This is a genomic window from Streptomyces sp. BRA346, assembly GCF_052851135.1.
In genome coordinates this window covers 33,703-48,042 of record NZ_JAIWIH010000008.1, presented here as the reverse complement: position 1 = coordinate 48,042, position 14,340 = coordinate 33,703, and the positions used below count along the sequence as shown (strand labels likewise).

The window sequence follows — 14,340 nt, the reverse complement described above, 5'->3', positions numbered from 1 at the left end:
GGGTGGCCGTCGGCGGGGACTCGACGGGAGGATGGGGGAAGCGTCATCCCACGGTCGGGCACATCGTCGGCGGTCGGCACGGTCCGCTGTCGGCAGAGAGCGGGTCGCGATGAACTCCGGTACGGATGAGTACGACGTCGTCGTCCTGGGCGCGGGCCCGGTCGGGGAGAACCTGGCCGACCGGGCGCGCGCGGCAGGGCTCTCCACGGCGATCGTGGAGAGCGAGCTGGTCGGCGGCGAGTGTGCGTACTGGGCCTGCGTCCCCAGCAAGGCGCTGCTGCGCCCCGTCATCGCGCGCGCCGAGGCGCGGCGTACGCCCGGGGCGCGGCAGGGCGCGGACGCGCCGCTGGACGTGGCCGCCGTCTTCGCCCACCGGGACGCGTTCGTGTCGAACTGGAAGGACGACGGCCAGGTCGGCTGGCTCGACTCGGCGGGCATCGACCTGGTCCGCGGCCAGGGGCGGCTCGTCGAGCCGTGCCGTGTCGCGGTCACCCAGCCGGACGGCCAGGAGCGCTTCCTGGTCGCCCGGCACGCCGTGGCCATCTGCACCGGCAGCCGCGCCGCGCTGCCCGACCTACCCGGTATCGCGGAGGTCCGCCCGTGGACCAGCCGGGAGGCGACCAGCTCGTCCACGGTGCCGCGGCGGCTGGCCGTGGTGGGCGGCGGGGTGGTCGCCGCCGAGATGGCCACCGCGTGGAGCGCCCTCGGCTCCGAAGTCACCATGCTGATCCGCGGCCCGGGGCTGCTGGAGCGCATGGAGGCGTTCGCGGGCGAGCTGGTGGCGGAGTCGCTCACCGAGGCGGGAGTGAAGATCCGTACGGGGACGTCCGCGACGGCCGTACGGCGCGACGGCGCGCAGGGGCCGGTGACGCTCACGCTGGACGGCGGGGAGACCGTCGAGGCCGACGAGGTGCTGTTCGCCACCGGCCGCGCCCCGCGCACCGACGACCTCGGCCTGGAGACGGTCGGCCTCACGCCCGGCGGCTGGCTGGACGTGGACGACACCTGCCGGGTGCGGAACGTGCCGGGCGGCTGGCTGTACGCCGCGGGCGACGTCAACCACCGCGCGCTCCTCACCCACCAGGGCAAGTACCAGGCGCGCATCGCGGGCGCGGCCATCGGCGCCCGCGCCCAGGGCGTACCGCTGCTGGAGACGGACCGCTGGGGTGCCCACGCGGCGACCGCGGACCACGGCGCGGTGCCGCAGGTCGTCTTCACCGACCCGGAGGTCGGCGCGGTCGGGCTGACCGCCGAACAGGCCGGGGCCGAGGGCCGCAGCATCCGGGTCGTCGACTACGACATGGGCCAGGTGTCCGGCGCCGCCCTGTACGCGGACGGCTACCGCGGACGCGCCCGCATGGTCGTCGACCTGGACCGGGGCCATCTGGTCGGCGTGACGTTCGTGGGGCCGGGCGTGGGGGAGCTGCTGCACTCGGCGACCGTGGCGGTGGCCGGTGAGGTGCCGATCGAGCGGCTGTGGCACGCGGTGCCGTCGTTCCCCACGGTGAGCGAGGTGTGGCTGCGGCTGCTGGAGGCGTACCGGGGGTAGACGGGCGCGCACCGGGGGCGCGGGGCCGGGCCGGGCGCCCTTTCGGGAGCCCCGGAGACCGTCGCGTGGTGTTCGCGTGAAGCTCCCCTGTGGACAATATGGGGATGAGCCAGCAGGGGGACGACCGACGCCGTCAGGAAAACGACTGGTGGGGCGAGTTGTACGACCCCGCGCGGGCCGACGCGGGGCCCGCCGCCGCGGCCGACTCGGTGGACGAGCGCTTCGACTCCGCGTCCCGCACCCTCGGCGGCAGACGGCCGACCGGCGGGGACCAGCGGCCCGCCGCAGGGGCTCCCTGGGGCCCGCCGGAGGGCGGGCGCGAGCCGGGCGGTGCCGCGCCGGGCCCGGACGGTGCCGCGGGAGGTGGCCCGCAGGGGTGGCGACCTCCCGGGGGCGGCGACGGCCCCGGCGCGGCACGGCCCCCGTCCGCCCCCGCGCCCCGGCGGCCCCCGGGCGCCGCCTCCGCGCCCGCGCCCCGGCCGTGGCGTGCCGCCGCGTCCGGGTACGTCGGCGACGAGCCGCCCGCGTACGAGGCCGAGCCGACCACCCTGCCCGTCGCCGACCCGGAGGAGCCGGGCGGCCCGGTACCCGACACCGTGCTCGACGGCGCCCGGTACGGGACGTTCACCCTCCGGGCCGTGTCGCTGCGCGGCGACGCGGCGCGTTCCCGCGGCGAGCCCCGGCGGGACGTGCTGCTCACGGCCCGCTTCGGGACCGGGGACGGCGCCCTGGTCCTGGTGGCCGTGGCCAGTGGGGACGGGGCCTCGCCGGACGCCGCGCGGGAGCTGTGCGAGTGGATCGGCGGGGCCGTCGGCCGCAGTCACGCACGGCTCGCGGAGGACATCCGCGCCGCCCGGCGCGGCGCGCTCAAGTCCGGGCTGCACCGGCTCACCGACCGCGGCTACGGGCGGTTGCGCACCCGCGCGGCCGAACTCGGCCTCGACCCGGCCGCGTACACCGCGCCGGTGCGCTGTCTGCTGCTGCCCGCCCATCCGGACTGCCGGGTCCGGGTGTTCTTCGGCGTCGGCGACGGCGGGCTGTTCCGGCTGCGCGACGGCGCCTGGCAGGACCTGGAACCGGACGCGCGGGAGTACGACACGGTCGGCGGGCCCGTGCTCGGCTTCGGCGGCGGTCGCCCGCCCACGCCCGACCCGACCGCCCCCGACCCGCCCGCGCCCGAACTGCCCGCCGACTGGGAAGCCGCCCCGCAGGATGGCGGCCCACCCGCCGTCGGCCCCTTCCGGTTCCGCGCCTCCGTCGCCCGACCGGGTGACACCCTGTTGCTGTGCGGCGCGGGCCTCGCCGAGCCGCTGCGCGCCGCCCCGGCGCTCGCCGCCCACTGGGCGGAACGCTGGGCGCCGACCGAGCCGCCGGGCCTCGCCGGGTTCCTCGCCGATGCCCAGGTGGGGGTGAAGGGGTACGCCGACGACCGTACGGCGGCGGCCGTCTGGGAGGCGTGAGCGTCCCGTCCGTGGGTTGATAGAGGGGCTGATGGAGCTTGACAGCCCGGGACGACACGGACGGAAGGCGCCGCGATGGGCAAGCAGACCGTGGCCGAGCAATGCGTGGACATCCTGGCCCGCGCCGGGGTGCGGCGGCTGTACGGGGTGGTCGGCGACAGCCTCAACCCCGTCGTGGACGCGATCCGCCGCAACTCCGCCATCGACTGGATCCAGGTGCGGCACGAGGAGAGCGCCGCGTTCGCCGCGGGCGCCGAGGCCCAGCTCACCGGCAAGCTCGCGGGCTGCGCGGGCTCCTGCGGCCCCGGCAATCTGCACCTGATCAACGGGCTGTACGACGCCCACCGCTCCATGGCCCCGGTCCTCGCCCTCGCCTCGCACATCCCCAGCAGCGAGATCGGCACCGGCTACTTCCAGGAGACCCACCCCGACCAGCTGTTCCGCGAGTGCAGCCACTACAGCGAGCTGATCTCCAGCCCGCAGCAGATGCCGCGCGTCCTCCAGACGGCGATCCAGCACGCGGTCGGCCGCCGCGGCGTCAGCGTCGTCTCGCTCCCCGGCGACATCGCCGCCCGCCCGGCGCCCGAGCGCGCCGAGGAGCACGCGCTGGTGACCTCACGCCCCAGCGTGCGCCCCGGCGACGCGGAGATCGACGCCCTCGCGCGCATGGTGGACGAGGCGGACCGGGTGACGCTCTTCTGCGGCAGCGGCACCGCCGGGGCCCATGAGGAGGTGATGGCCTTCGCCGAGCGGGTGAAGGCCCCGGTGGGGCACGCCCTGCGCGGCAAGGAGCACATCCAGTACGACAACCCGTACGACGTCGGGATGAGCGGACTGCTCGGCTACGGCGCGGCGTACGAGGCCACCAACGAGTGCGATCTGCTGATCCTGCTGGGCACCGACTTCCCGTACAACGCCTTCCTCCCCGACGACGTCCGCACCGTCCAGGTCGACGTCCGCCCCGAGCACCTGGGCCGCCGCTCCAAGCTCGACCTGGCCGTCTGGGGCGACGTCCGCGAGACGCTGCGCTGCGTGACGCCGAAGGTGTGCCCCAAGACCGACCGCCGGTTTCTGGACCGGATGCTGAAGAAGCACGCGGAGGCGCTGGAGGGCGTGGTCAAGGCGTACACCCGCAAGGTGGAGAAGCACATTCCGATCCACCCGGAGTACGTGGCCTCGGTCCTGGACGAGGAGGCCGCCGACGACGCGGTCTTCACCGTCGACACCGGGATGTGCAACGTCTGGGCGGCCCGCTATCTGACCCCCAACGGCCGCCGCCGGGTGATCGGTTCGTTCACCCACGGCTCGATGGCCAACGCGCTGCCGCAGGCGATCGGGGCCCAGTTCCTCGACCGCCGCCGCCAGGTCATCTCGATGTCCGGCGACGGCGGGTTCACGATGCTGATGGGCGACTTCCTCACCCTCGTCCAGTACGACCTGCCGGTGAAGGTCATCCTCTTCAACAACTCCTCCCTCGGCATGGTCGAGCTGGAGATGCTGGTCTCGGGCCTGCCCGCGTACGGCACCGGCCACCACAACCCCAACTTCGCCCAACTCGCCCGCGCCGCCGGGGCCTACGCCGAGCGCGTCGAGAAGCCCAAGCACCTGCGGTCCGCGCTGCGCACCGCCCTGCACCACAAGGGCCCGGCCCTGGTCGACGTCGTCACCGACCCCAACGCGCTGTCCATCCCACCGAAGATCAAGGCCGAGATGGTGACGGGGTTCGCGCTGTCGGCCAGCAAGATGGTGCTGGACGGCGGCGTCGGCCGGATGGTCCAGATGGCCCGCTCCAACCTGCGCAACGTCCCCCGGCCCTGACCTGATCAGCCGGACTTCCGCCAGGCGCAGCTGCCGAGCGTGGCCCGCCCCTGCTCCACCAGCGGATCGGCGATCCTGGCCGGTGGCATGGCGCTGTGGCCCCGGTAGCAGACGACGGTGCGGTCCCGGTACCCGGCCAGGTCGACGAGGATCTGGTCCCAGTGCCGGTACTGCACGTCATGCCCCGAGTCGGCGTAGCTGCGCACGGCCGGATCGCCGGGCAGATGCTCCTTCCAGGTCCCGACGGAGCTGGGCGGCACGGTCGTGTCCTTCTTCCCGCTGTAGACGATGACGGGCGCCGTCAGCTTCGACAGATCCGGTCCGGGCCGCTCGCAGTACAGCTTCTGCTCGTGCACCTGCGGCCCGGGGTCGGCCTTCTGCCCGCGCTGGTTGTAGGTGCGGGCGCCGTCCTCGTACGCGGTGTCGGCGAACCCGGGCACCCGCTTGGTCGGGCTGTCCTCCGGAAGCGCCCACCAGATACGCGGATCGGCGATCTGCTTCTCCAGCGACGCGCCCAGCTCCTCGTCGGACATCGAGCAGTACGACGGCTCGGCCCCGTACGGCGGCAACGCGGCGGCCAGATGCAGCGACCGCACACGGTCCGGCGCCCGGGAAGCCAGCTCGGCGGCGTAGGGCCCGCCACCCGAAATGGCGATCACACCGACCTTGCGCACCCCGATGCGGTCCAGCACCTGAAGCGCGTCCTTCACGAAGTCGGCCTTCCCCAGGCCCTTGTCGAACTCCGTGTCCCCGAAGCCATTGCGCTCGACCGATATCAGCCGCAGCCCCAGGGACTCCCGCGTGGTGCGCAGGAAGTCCGTCATGTGCGCCGCCCGCGCGCTGGTCCCCGTGCCTCCGATGTAGAGCACCGGCTTCCCGTCCCGGGGCCCCTCGTCGATGTAATGCGCGGTGCGCCCCGTATCCAGTTTCATCGCCCGCACCTCGGGCCCGAGCGAGTCGAACTCGTCCTGAATGCGCACCCGGTGGACGTCGGTCGCGCGGGGCTCCCGCGGCGACGTGGCGATGGCGCTGCCGCTCACGGCCCCGGAGCCGGTGAGCAGGATGGTCGCGGCGGCGGTGGCGACGATACCGGTGACGAGCGGTCTGCTCACGTGTCTCTCCTGGCCGTATGGGGTGGGACGAACGCCCCCTTACCCCTCCTGCGCGAAAAGACTCCTCAGCCTTCCGCCCTGCGGAACAGCCGGGCGCCGAGGGCGAGGCAGACGGCGGTCAGGGCCACGGTGATGGCGGCGCCGAGGGCGACGGTGCCGTTGGCGTAGTGGCCCAGGAAGGTCTGGCGTACGGCGTCCACGGTGTAGCGGAACGGCACGGCGTGGGAGGCGCCGTCCAGCCAGCCCGGGGCGAGCGACATCGGCAGCAGCAGCCCGGACAGCAGCATCAGCGGCATGGCGGCGGTGTTGGCGATGGCGGCGAACTCGGGCGCTGTCCTGACGTTCATCGCCAGCCCGTACGAGAGGGCGGACAGCGCCGCCGAGAGCACGGCCACGAACAGCAGGCCGATCAGGATTCCGGCGAGGGGCGCGCGGAGGCCGAAGGCCAGGCTGAGGAGGACGAGCAGCACCGACTGGGCGACCAGCTGGACGACATCGCGCAGGACCCGGCCCAGCAGCAGGGCCAGGGGGTGCACCGGGGTGACCCGCATGCGGTCGATGATGCCGAGGTTGCGGTCCATCAGCAGGCCGAGCCCCACGTACGAGCCGCCGAGCAGGGCGAGCTGGATGAGGACGCCGGGCACCAGGGTCTGCCAGGACGAACCGCTCACGCCCAGGCTGAGCTTGGTCAGCAGCGGTCCGAAGAGGGCCAGGAAGAGCAGCGGTTGGAGCATGCCGAAGGAGAGATTGGTCTTGGAGCGGAGGGTGGCCCGCAGGTAGCGGCCGAAGACGACGCCGGTGTCGGCGAACAGGGTCATGGCAGTGCCTTGAGTGGTCGAAGGGGGTCAGGTGGCGAGGGGTCAGATGGCGACGGGTTCGTCGGCCGCCGCGGACCGGCCGGTGATGGCCAGGAAGGCGTCCTGGAGGCTGGCGGTGGGATCGCCCGCGTGGCGGGCCTTGAGGTCGGCGGGGGTGCCCTCGGCGACGATCACCCCGGCGTCCACGACCACGATCCGGTCGGCGAGCGCGTCGGCCTCGTCCAGGTAGTGCGTGGTCAGGAAGACGGTGGTGCCGTGTTCGGCGCGGATCCGCCGGACCAGGTCCCACAGTTCGGCGCGGCTGCCGGGGTCGAGCCCGGTGGTCGGTTCGTCGAGGAAGACCACATCGGGCCGGTTGATCAGGCCGAGCGCGATCTCCACCCGGCGCCGCTGGCCGCCGGAGAGCGCGCCGGTGGGGCGGTCCAGCAGGGCGGTGAGGCCGAGGTCGTGGGCGAGTTCCCCGGCGCGCTCGCGCGCCTCGGCCCGCGGCAGCCGGTGCAGCCGCCCCTGGGTGACCAGTTCCTCGCGTACGGCGCAGGCGGGGTCCAGGCCGCCGGACTGGGCCACGTAGCCGATGCGGCGGCGCACTCCCGCGGGGTCGTGCCGCAGATCGTGCCCGGCGACCGTGGCCTCGCCGCCGCTGGGCGGCAGGAGGGTGGTGAGCATGCGCAGGGTCGTGGTCTTGCCCGCCCCGTTGGGGCCGAGGAAGCCGAGGATCTCGCCGCGGTCGACGGTCAGGTCGATGCTGCGGACGGCGTGCACCGGGCCCGCCGGGAGCCGGAACGTCCGGGCGAGGCCCCGGGCCTCGATGACCGGGGTGGGGGTGGGTGGTGTGGACATGGCGCCGATAAAAACACAGTGCATTACAAAACTGCAATGCATTTCATATTTGCAGTACGGTTAGACTTCATGGCATGGCAGAAGGGCTACGGGAGCGCAAGAAACGGGAGACGCGGCAGCGCATCCACCGGGTGGCGATCGGGCTGTTCGTGGAGCGGGGCTTCGACGGCGTCACGATCGCCGAGGTCGCGGCCGCGGCGGAGGTGTCGGTCAACACCCTCTACAACTACTTCGAGGCGAAGGAGGACCTGGTCCTGCCGCCGGACCAGGCGTCCCCGCGGCGGCTCGCCGACATCGTGCGGGAGCGCGCCCCGGGGGAGTCGGCCGCCCTCGCGGTGCTGGCGCGGCTGCGGGTCGAGGTGGAGCTCCGGGATCGCTCGCTGGGGCTCACCGAGGGCTTCGGCCGGGTCTTCGCGATGATGCGGGCCGCCCCGACGCTCACCGCCCGGCTGGAGGACCTCGGCCGGGAGATGACCGACGCGCTGGCCGAGGTGCTGGCCGAGGAGACCGGCGCCGCGCCGGACGATCCGCTGCCGCGCGTGGTGGCCGCGCAGCTCGGCGCGTTCCACTCGCTGGTCTTCGCCGAGATCGGCAGGCGTACGGAGGCGGGGGAGGGGCCCGACGCGATCGCCGCGGCGGTGACCGGTCTGCTGGACGCGTTCGAGGGGATGTTGGGTGAGCCGTTGGCCACCTATGCCGTACGGGGGAAGGGGGAGCAGACGTGTTCCGGGTGACGATCCGCGGTGTGTTCGAGGGGTTGGGCGAGGAGGACCGGGCCGCGCTGCTGGAGGGCGCCGACGCCTTCCGGACCGCCTTCACCGAGGAGGGCACCTTCACCTACGACCGTGGGCTCTCGGCGTTCACCTTCCGCTGCCAGGTGCCCGCGGAGGCGGACGGCGACGGAGAGCCGGAGGCGACCGAGCGGGCCATGGCGGCCCTGGTGGCGCACGGCTATCCGCACCGGGTCCTGCGGGTCGGGGTGACGGACATGCGCCACATCAAGATCCGCCGCAAGGGGCGCGGCAGGTGAGGGGGAGCTGAGCGGACCGCCCGGTGCCGTGCGGGGGGCGGCACCGGGCGGTCGACCTGTCTACGAGGGATGGTTACGCGGGCACCGGCCGCAGCCGCAGGGTGAGGATCTGATGCGGCCGCAGGGCCAGGGACAGCCCGGCCGGGCCGGTGGCGGCCGGGTGCAGCGGGCGCTCCAGCAGATCGGTGACGTCCGCCGAGACCACCGGGAAACCGGCGACGAGCGTGCCCGCCGCGCGGCCGCCGTGCGACTCGTACAGCCGCACCACCACATCCCCGCTGCGGTCCTCGGCGAGCTTCACCGACTCCACCGTGATCGCCGGGTTGTCCACGGAGAGCAGCGGGGCGGGCCCGGTCGGGCCGCCGGGCAGGGTGCGCAGCGGCAGGTTCAGGGCGAGGCCGCCCTCGACCGCGTCGCCGACGCTCGCGCCCGGCAGCAGCGCGTAGCGGAAGCGGTGGGTGCCGAGGTCCGTCTCGGGGTCGGGGCTGTGCGGGGCGCGCAGCAGCGTCAGCCGCACGGTGGTGCCGAGTACGTCGCCGTCCGGCGTCTCATGGGCCGTACGGGTCACGTCGTGGCCGTACGTCGAGTCGTTGAGCAGCGCGGCCCCGTACCCCGGTTCGGCGACCCGCAGCCAGCGGTGGGCGCAGATCTCGAAACGGGCCGCGTCCCAGCTGGTGTTGGTGTGGGTGGGGCGGTCCACATGCCCGAACTGGATCTCCGCCGTGGACTCCCGCGCGTGGACGTCCAGCGGGAACGCCGCCTTGAGCACCTTCTCCGACTCCTGCCAGTCCACCTCGGTCGCGACGTCGAGGCGGCCGCTGCCCGCGGCCAGGGTCAGCTCCTCGACGATCCGCGAGGCGCCGAAGGTCCGCACGACGCGGACGGTCGCGCGCAGCGGACCGGACTCGGTCAGCTCGACGGACTCGGCGGCCGTGAGGTCGGTGTGGGTGCGCCGGTAGTGGCGGTCGATGTCCCAGGCGTCCCAGTGGTTGGGGTGGTCGGGGTGCAGCTGGAGGAGGTTGCCGCGCGCGCCCGGGGCCAGCACCTCGCGGCCCGCCGTCAGGTCGAGGACGGAGGTGAGCAGCCCGTCCCCGTCGATGGTGACGCGCAGCAGATCGTTGTCCAGGACGATGGCGTGGCCGTCGCTCAGCGAGGTCACCGGCGGCACGCTCCACGTCGTACCGGCGACGGCCGCCGTGCCCAGCGCGCCCACCCGCACCCCGGCCGCCGCGCGCCCGTCGCCGAGCGGCTGCACGGGGGTGTCGGTGGGCAGGGCCGCCGCCGTCTCCGCGTCCAGCACGGCGACCTCCTCGCGCTCGTACGGCGAGGCGTTGAGCACCGCCGGGGCGCCGGACCCGCCGACGGTGCTCAGGGCCCGTAGCGCGTCCCCCACGATCCCCTCCAGCTCGGCGCGCACCCGCGCGTACGTCTCGCGCGCCTCGCGGTGCACCCAGGCGATCGAGGAGCCCGGCAGGATGTCATGGAACTGGTGCAGCAGCACCGTCTTCCAGATCCGGTCCAGGTCCTCGTACGGATAGGCGTACCCGGGCACGTGGAGCGCGGCGGCCGTGGCCCACAACTCGGCTTCCCGCAGCAGGTGTTCGCTGCGCCGGTTGCCCTGCTTGGTGGCCGCCTGCGTGGTGTACGTGGCCCGGTGCAGCTCCAGGTACAGCTCGCCCGACCACACCGGGGCCTTGGCCCCGTACTCCCGCTCCGCCTCGGCGAAGAACACCGACGGCTTGTGGATCTCGACCCGCGGCGAGCCCTCCAGGGAGCCCAGCCGGCGCGCCTTCTCCAGCATCTCCCGGGTGGGACCGCCCCCGCCGTCACCCCAGCCGAAGGGGACGAGGGAGCGGGTGGCGAGGCCTTTGTCGGCGAAGTTCTTCTCCGCGTGGGCGAGTTCGGCCGCGCTGAACTGGGCGTTGTAGGTGTCCACCGGCGGGAAGTGGGTGAACACACGGGTGCCGTCGATGCCCTCCCACCAGAAGGTGTGGTGCGGCATCTTGTTGGACTGGTTCCAGGACAGCTTCTGGGTGAGGAACCACTTCACCCCCGCCAGCTTGGCCAGCTGAGGGAAGGCCGCGGTGTAGCCGAAGGAGTCCGGCAGCCAGATCTCCTCGGTGTCCACCCCCAGCTCCTCCAGGAAGAACCGCTTGCCGTGCACGATCTGCCGGGCCAGGGCCTCGCCGCCGGGCATGTTGGCGTCCGACTCGACCCACATCGAGCCGACCGGAGCCCAACTGCCGTCCGAGACCGCCTTCTTGATGCGCTCCCAGATGTGCGGCTGGTGCTCCTTGACCCAGGCGTACTGCTGCGCCTGTGAGCACGCGAACACCAGCTCCGGATAGTCGCCCGCGAGCGCGGTGACATTGGCGAACGTACGGGACGCCTTGCGCACCGTCTCGCGCAGCGGCCACAGCCACGCCGAGTCGATGTGCGCGTGCCCGACCGCCGAGACGCGGTGCGCGCTGGCGTGCGCGGGGCTCCCCAGCACCCCGGTCAGCTCGGCGCGCGCGGCGGCCGCGGTGGCGGGCACGTCGTGCAGGTCGAGCGCGTCGAGCGCGTTCTCCAGGGCTCGCAGGATCTCGTGGCGGCGCGGCCGGTCCGCGGGCAGCTCGCGCATCAGCTCGGACAGCACCTCGATGTCCAGGACCAGATGCCACACGTCCTCGTCGAGGACGGCCACATCGGCGGAGGCGAAGCGGTAGAGCGGCCGGTCCCCGGCGGTGAGGACGTCGCCGAGCGGGGTGGGCGTGAAGCCGTCGCGCAGCACGGACGGATTGGCGGCCGCCTCCAGCAGCAGCCGTACCGGCTCGCCGCCGTCGGCCGGAGAGGCGAGGGGGATGTGGCGGTTCCGGGGGTGGATGCCCTTGAGCGGTATGCCGTGCGCGTCGTACACCAGCCCCTCGGCCTGGAACCCCGGACCGTCGTCGGTGAAGCCGGGGTCGATGACCACCTCCACCCGCCGCCCCGCCCACTCCGCGGGCACCGCGCCCTCCAGCCGGAACCACCAGGTCGACCACGGCTCGCCCCACTCCGTACCGGCCGTGAACGGCTCGTACGCCGCGCCGAGCGCGTCGGCGACCGGGACCGGCTCACCGGGGGCGCGCCAGGCGTAGAGGGCCAGCGGAACGCGCGCCGGGTACTGGGCGGGCCGGATGAACTGGTGCAGCGCCCGCTCCAGGCGCCCCTCCACCAACAGTCGGTCGTCGTGCATCACGGCTCCTCGGTCCTCGGCACTCAGCGGATCACCTCTGATGCTTTCCCCCGGTGTGTGGCACGGCAACAGGCGGGAATGCATTCCGTGAGCATGTTCGACGGCATTCGACGCTGGCCGTGCCGAGGGGCGGCCAGGGGCGGGGGAGGATGAAGCGTCAGCCTGTACGGCGGGGCCGGATGACCAACCGGCCGGACACCGGGGCGGTGGCCATCGAAGGGGAGCGGGGCCGGGGCCTCAGCAAGCGACTGAGGCATGACGACTATGCGGCGGTGGCGGACGTCCGCGCCGCGCTGCGCGAGATGCTGCGGCACTGGGGCGAGCCCGGCCGGGCCGACCTCGCCGAGCTGCTGACGAGCGAGCTCGTGACGAACGCACTGGTGCACACGGACCGGGGTGCGCTGGTCACGGCCACCCTGCGCGGCGGGGTCGCCGGGCCGGTGGCGGGCCGATTACGGGTCGAGGTGCGGGACTTCGTGTCCCGCCACCCGAGACTGCGCGGCCACCCCCCGGAGGACAGCACCTCCGGGAGGGGCCTGCTGCTGGTACACACGCTCGCGGACGCGTGGGGCGTACGGGCCCACGGCGTGGGCAAAGCGGTCTGGTTCGAGCTGGACGCGGACGGCGGCTGACCGCCGCCGACCGCCCCGCTGCCTTCGGGGTCCGGCCTCAGCCGAACTGCCGCTCGATCTCCGCGAGCTTCTCCTCCAGGGAGTCCAGCCGCGGAATGGTCAGGGTGTCGTCCTCGGCGGTGAGGTCGACGGTCCGCGCCCTGTCGGAGTCCTTGCCGTCTTTGGCGTCCTTGGCGTCCCTGGCGCCTTTGGCGTCCTCGAGGTCCTTGCCGTCCGTGTCGTGCTGGTCCTTGGCCTTGTCCCGGTCGGCTTCGGCGTCGGTGTCAACGACGCCGAAGCTGAAATCCAGGTCGCGCCGCCACTCCCGCTCCCGCTCCCGGGCGTAGGCGTCGCGGTGGTCGGCCTCAGCCCCTTCCGCGGACTGCAAGGCGGGCCGAGCTGAGGGCGCTGACAGCTCGGCCGCCTCGGCTTTTCCCAGCGTGTTCTCCTCCAGGGCAGACTCCGCGGTGAGCTGCGGCGGCTGTGCCGCGGGGGTGATGTCCACCTGGCGGCCGCCGCCCCGGCCCCACGCCCGGTGCTGCCGGTTGAGCGCCCGTATCCGGGCCTTGTCCAGCTTCTCCTGGTCCCGGCGGCGGGTGCGGTTCTGCTCCTTCTCGCGCCGGTCCTCGCGGACCTCCTCGACCGCCTCGTCCAGCGTCCGCACGTTCTCCAGCAGCATCAGCGACCACGCGCCGAAGGTCTCGCGGGGCGCCCGCAGCCAGCGGACGATACGGATCTGCGGCAGCGGGCGGGGCACCAGGCCCTGCTCGCGCAGCGCCGCCCGGCGGGTCTGCTTGAGCGCCCGGTCGAAGAGGACCGCGGCCGACAGCGACATGCCCGCGAAGAACTGCGGCGCACCGTCGTGGCCCATGCCGCGCGGCGCGTGCACCCAGTTGAACCAGGCGGCCGCGCCCGCGAACAGCCACACCAGCAGCCGCGAGCCGAGCGCCGCGTCACCGTGGCTGGCCTCGCGCACCGCCAGCACCGAGCAGAACATCGCGGCGCCGTCCAGCCCGAACGGCACCAAGTACTCCCAGCCGCCCGAGAGGTTCAGGTTCTGCTGCCCGAAGCCCACGAGGCCGTGGAAGGAGAGCGCGGCCGCGACCGCGGCACAGCAGAACAGCAGGACGTACGAGGCCATCCCGTAGATGGCCTCCTTGCGCCGCCTGCGCTCCTCGCTGCGCTCCCAGGAGTCGGTGATCCCGTTCTCCTCCTTCTTCCCGTTACGGCCGCGCGCGAGGACAACTCCCGCCCCCACGACTCCGACGAGCGCTATGACGACTGGCAGGGCCCAGCCCAGCGATATGTCGGTCAGTCTCATCCGGTGCCCCTTGCCTCGCTTCCGTGAAGTTCTGGCCGCAGTACGGCCCTACTCGCGCGACATCCTGGCGGAATCCTGCCGGGCCTCAAGCAGTTTCCGGACAAGAGGCCGCCAAGTGGGCGGGGAGACACGCGGATAGGTGCGATACGGTTCGAACGCTCGCTCGTTGCAAGCGGCTTGATTCTATTCACGGAACCCGAGCGCGGGTAAATCCGATCCAACGACTCACCGTCGGCCATTCGAACCCCTTGGTGATCTTTTCCCGCCCCTGTCCCGTCGTGGGCGCTTCGGGAGCCCCGTATCCGTGGCCGAAACGCATCGCTCCCCGTGTCCGGTCCGGCCGGAACGCGGCGTGGGGGTGTGGCGCGAGTGTGGTCAGGGTCATGCCGGGGTCGCGCCGGGGTCATGCCGGGGTCGCGCCGGGGTCATGCCGGGGTCGCGCCGGGGTCGCGCGAAGACTTCGCGACGGCTGTGCGACGAGCGTGCGACCACCTTGCGCCGATGTTGCGAATCCTGGACGTCGTACGAGGTCGGCCGCGCCCGCTCGCGGCGACCGGTGCGTAT

Annotated in this window: 11 protein-coding genes; 6 read left to right on the top strand and 5 right to left on the bottom strand. The window is 73.3% G+C overall.

What is annotated here, in order from left to right:
- Nucleotides 1-109 precede the first annotated feature (109 nt).
- From LCH29_RS13215 to LCH29_RS13205, 3 genes are all read left to right on the top strand, one after another.
- Nucleotides 110-1,549: a dihydrolipoyl dehydrogenase family protein gene (locus tag LCH29_RS13215; RefSeq protein ID WP_446461902.1), complete on the top strand. Its 1,440-nt coding sequence runs from the start codon at nt 110-112 to the stop codon at nt 1,547-1,549.
- 104 nt (nt 1,550-1,653) lie between these two features.
- Nucleotides 1,654-3,009: a protein phosphatase 2C domain-containing protein gene (locus tag LCH29_RS13210; protein WP_446461901.1), complete on the top strand. Its 1,356-nt coding sequence runs from the start codon at nt 1,654-1,656 to the stop codon at nt 3,007-3,009.
- 75 nt (nt 3,010-3,084) lie between these two features.
- Complete coding sequence (locus LCH29_RS13205; protein WP_446461900.1) at nt 3,085-4,827, top strand: pyruvate dehydrogenase; 1,743 nt, start codon at nt 3,085-3,087, stop codon at nt 4,825-4,827.
- 5 nt (nt 4,828-4,832) lie between these two features.
- On the opposite strand, the gene LCH29_RS13200 is transcribed toward LCH29_RS13205, so the two are convergent.
- The 3 genes from LCH29_RS13200 to LCH29_RS13190 form a co-directional block, all read right to left on the bottom strand.
- Nucleotides 4,833-5,939, bottom strand: coding sequence for an alpha/beta fold hydrolase (locus LCH29_RS13200; protein ID WP_446461899.1), 1,107 nt, complete (start codon nt 5,937-5,939; stop codon nt 4,833-4,835).
- A gap of 65 nt (nt 5,940-6,004) precedes the next feature.
- Nucleotides 6,005-6,757 carry an ABC transporter permease gene (locus LCH29_RS13195; RefSeq protein WP_446461898.1) on the bottom strand — a complete coding sequence of 251 codons (753 nt, stop codon included), beginning with the start codon at nt 6,755-6,757 and terminating at the stop codon, nt 6,005-6,007.
- Nucleotides 6,758-6,799: 42 nt separating this feature from the next.
- Nucleotides 6,800-7,597, bottom strand: coding sequence for an ABC transporter ATP-binding protein (locus LCH29_RS13190; RefSeq protein ID WP_446461897.1), 798 nt, complete (start codon nt 7,595-7,597; stop codon nt 6,800-6,802).
- Nucleotides 7,598-7,671: 74 nt separating this feature from the next.
- Between LCH29_RS13190 and LCH29_RS13185 the strand changes: the two genes are divergently transcribed.
- Together LCH29_RS13185 and LCH29_RS13180 are read left to right on the top strand one after the other, a co-directional pair.
- Nucleotides 7,672-8,331 (top strand): TetR/AcrR family transcriptional regulator, encoded by a 660-nt coding sequence (locus LCH29_RS13185; RefSeq protein WP_446461896.1) that lies wholly within the window; start codon nt 7,672-7,674, stop codon nt 8,329-8,331.
- A complete protein-coding gene (locus LCH29_RS13180; protein WP_446461895.1) occupies nt 8,319-8,627 on the top strand; it encodes a DUF6204 family protein in 309 nt (102 codons plus the stop codon). Before LCH29_RS13185 ends, LCH29_RS13180 begins: the two co-directional genes overlap by 13 nt.
- 73 nt (nt 8,628-8,700) lie before the next feature.
- Here LCH29_RS13180 and LCH29_RS13175 read toward each other — a convergent pair whose 3' ends face one another.
- Nucleotides 8,701-11,844 (bottom strand): glycoside hydrolase family 38 N-terminal domain-containing protein, encoded by a 3,144-nt coding sequence (locus LCH29_RS13175; RefSeq protein ID WP_446461894.1) that lies wholly within the window; start codon nt 11,842-11,844, stop codon nt 8,701-8,703.
- A gap of 149 nt (nt 11,845-11,993) precedes the next feature.
- Here LCH29_RS13175 and LCH29_RS13170 point away from each other — a divergent pair, with 149 nt between their 5' ends.
- On the top strand, nt 11,994-12,476 hold the full coding sequence (locus tag LCH29_RS13170) for an ATP-binding protein (RefSeq protein WP_446461893.1): 483 nt from the start codon (nt 11,994-11,996) through the stop codon (nt 12,474-12,476).
- Nucleotides 12,477-12,513: 37 nt separating this feature from the next.
- Here the strand turns inward: LCH29_RS13170 and LCH29_RS13165 are convergent, their stop codons facing one another.
- Nucleotides 12,514-13,776: a DUF2637 domain-containing protein gene (locus LCH29_RS13165; protein WP_446461892.1), complete on the bottom strand. Its 1,263-nt coding sequence runs from the start codon at nt 13,774-13,776 to the stop codon at nt 12,514-12,516.
- Nucleotides 13,777-14,340 lie beyond the last annotated feature (564 nt).

Coding starts and splice junctions, on each gene's coding strand:
- LCH29_RS13215 (WP_446461902.1), top strand. CDS start 110: ATGAACTCCGGTACGGATGAGTACGACGTCGTCGTCCTGGGCGCGGGC.
- LCH29_RS13165 (WP_446461892.1), bottom strand. CDS start 13,776: ATGAGACTGACCGACATATCGCTGGGCTGGGCCCTGCCAGTCGTCATA.
- LCH29_RS13210 (WP_446461901.1), top strand. CDS start 1,654: ATGAGCCAGCAGGGGGACGACCGACGCCGTCAGGAAAACGACTGGTGG.
- LCH29_RS13190 (WP_446461897.1), bottom strand. CDS start 7,597: ATGTCCACACCACCCACCCCCACCCCGGTCATCGAGGCCCGGGGCCTC.
- LCH29_RS13195 (WP_446461898.1), bottom strand. CDS start 6,757: ATGACCCTGTTCGCCGACACCGGCGTCGTCTTCGGCCGCTACCTGCGG.
- LCH29_RS13205 (WP_446461900.1), top strand. CDS start 3,085: ATGGGCAAGCAGACCGTGGCCGAGCAATGCGTGGACATCCTGGCCCGC.
- LCH29_RS13170 (WP_446461893.1), top strand. CDS start 11,994: ATGAAGCGTCAGCCTGTACGGCGGGGCCGGATGACCAACCGGCCGGAC.
- LCH29_RS13175 (WP_446461894.1), bottom strand. CDS start 11,844: ATGCACGACGACCGACTGTTGGTGGAGGGGCGCCTGGAGCGGGCGCTG.
- LCH29_RS13185 (WP_446461896.1), top strand. CDS start 7,672: ATGGCAGAAGGGCTACGGGAGCGCAAGAAACGGGAGACGCGGCAGCGC.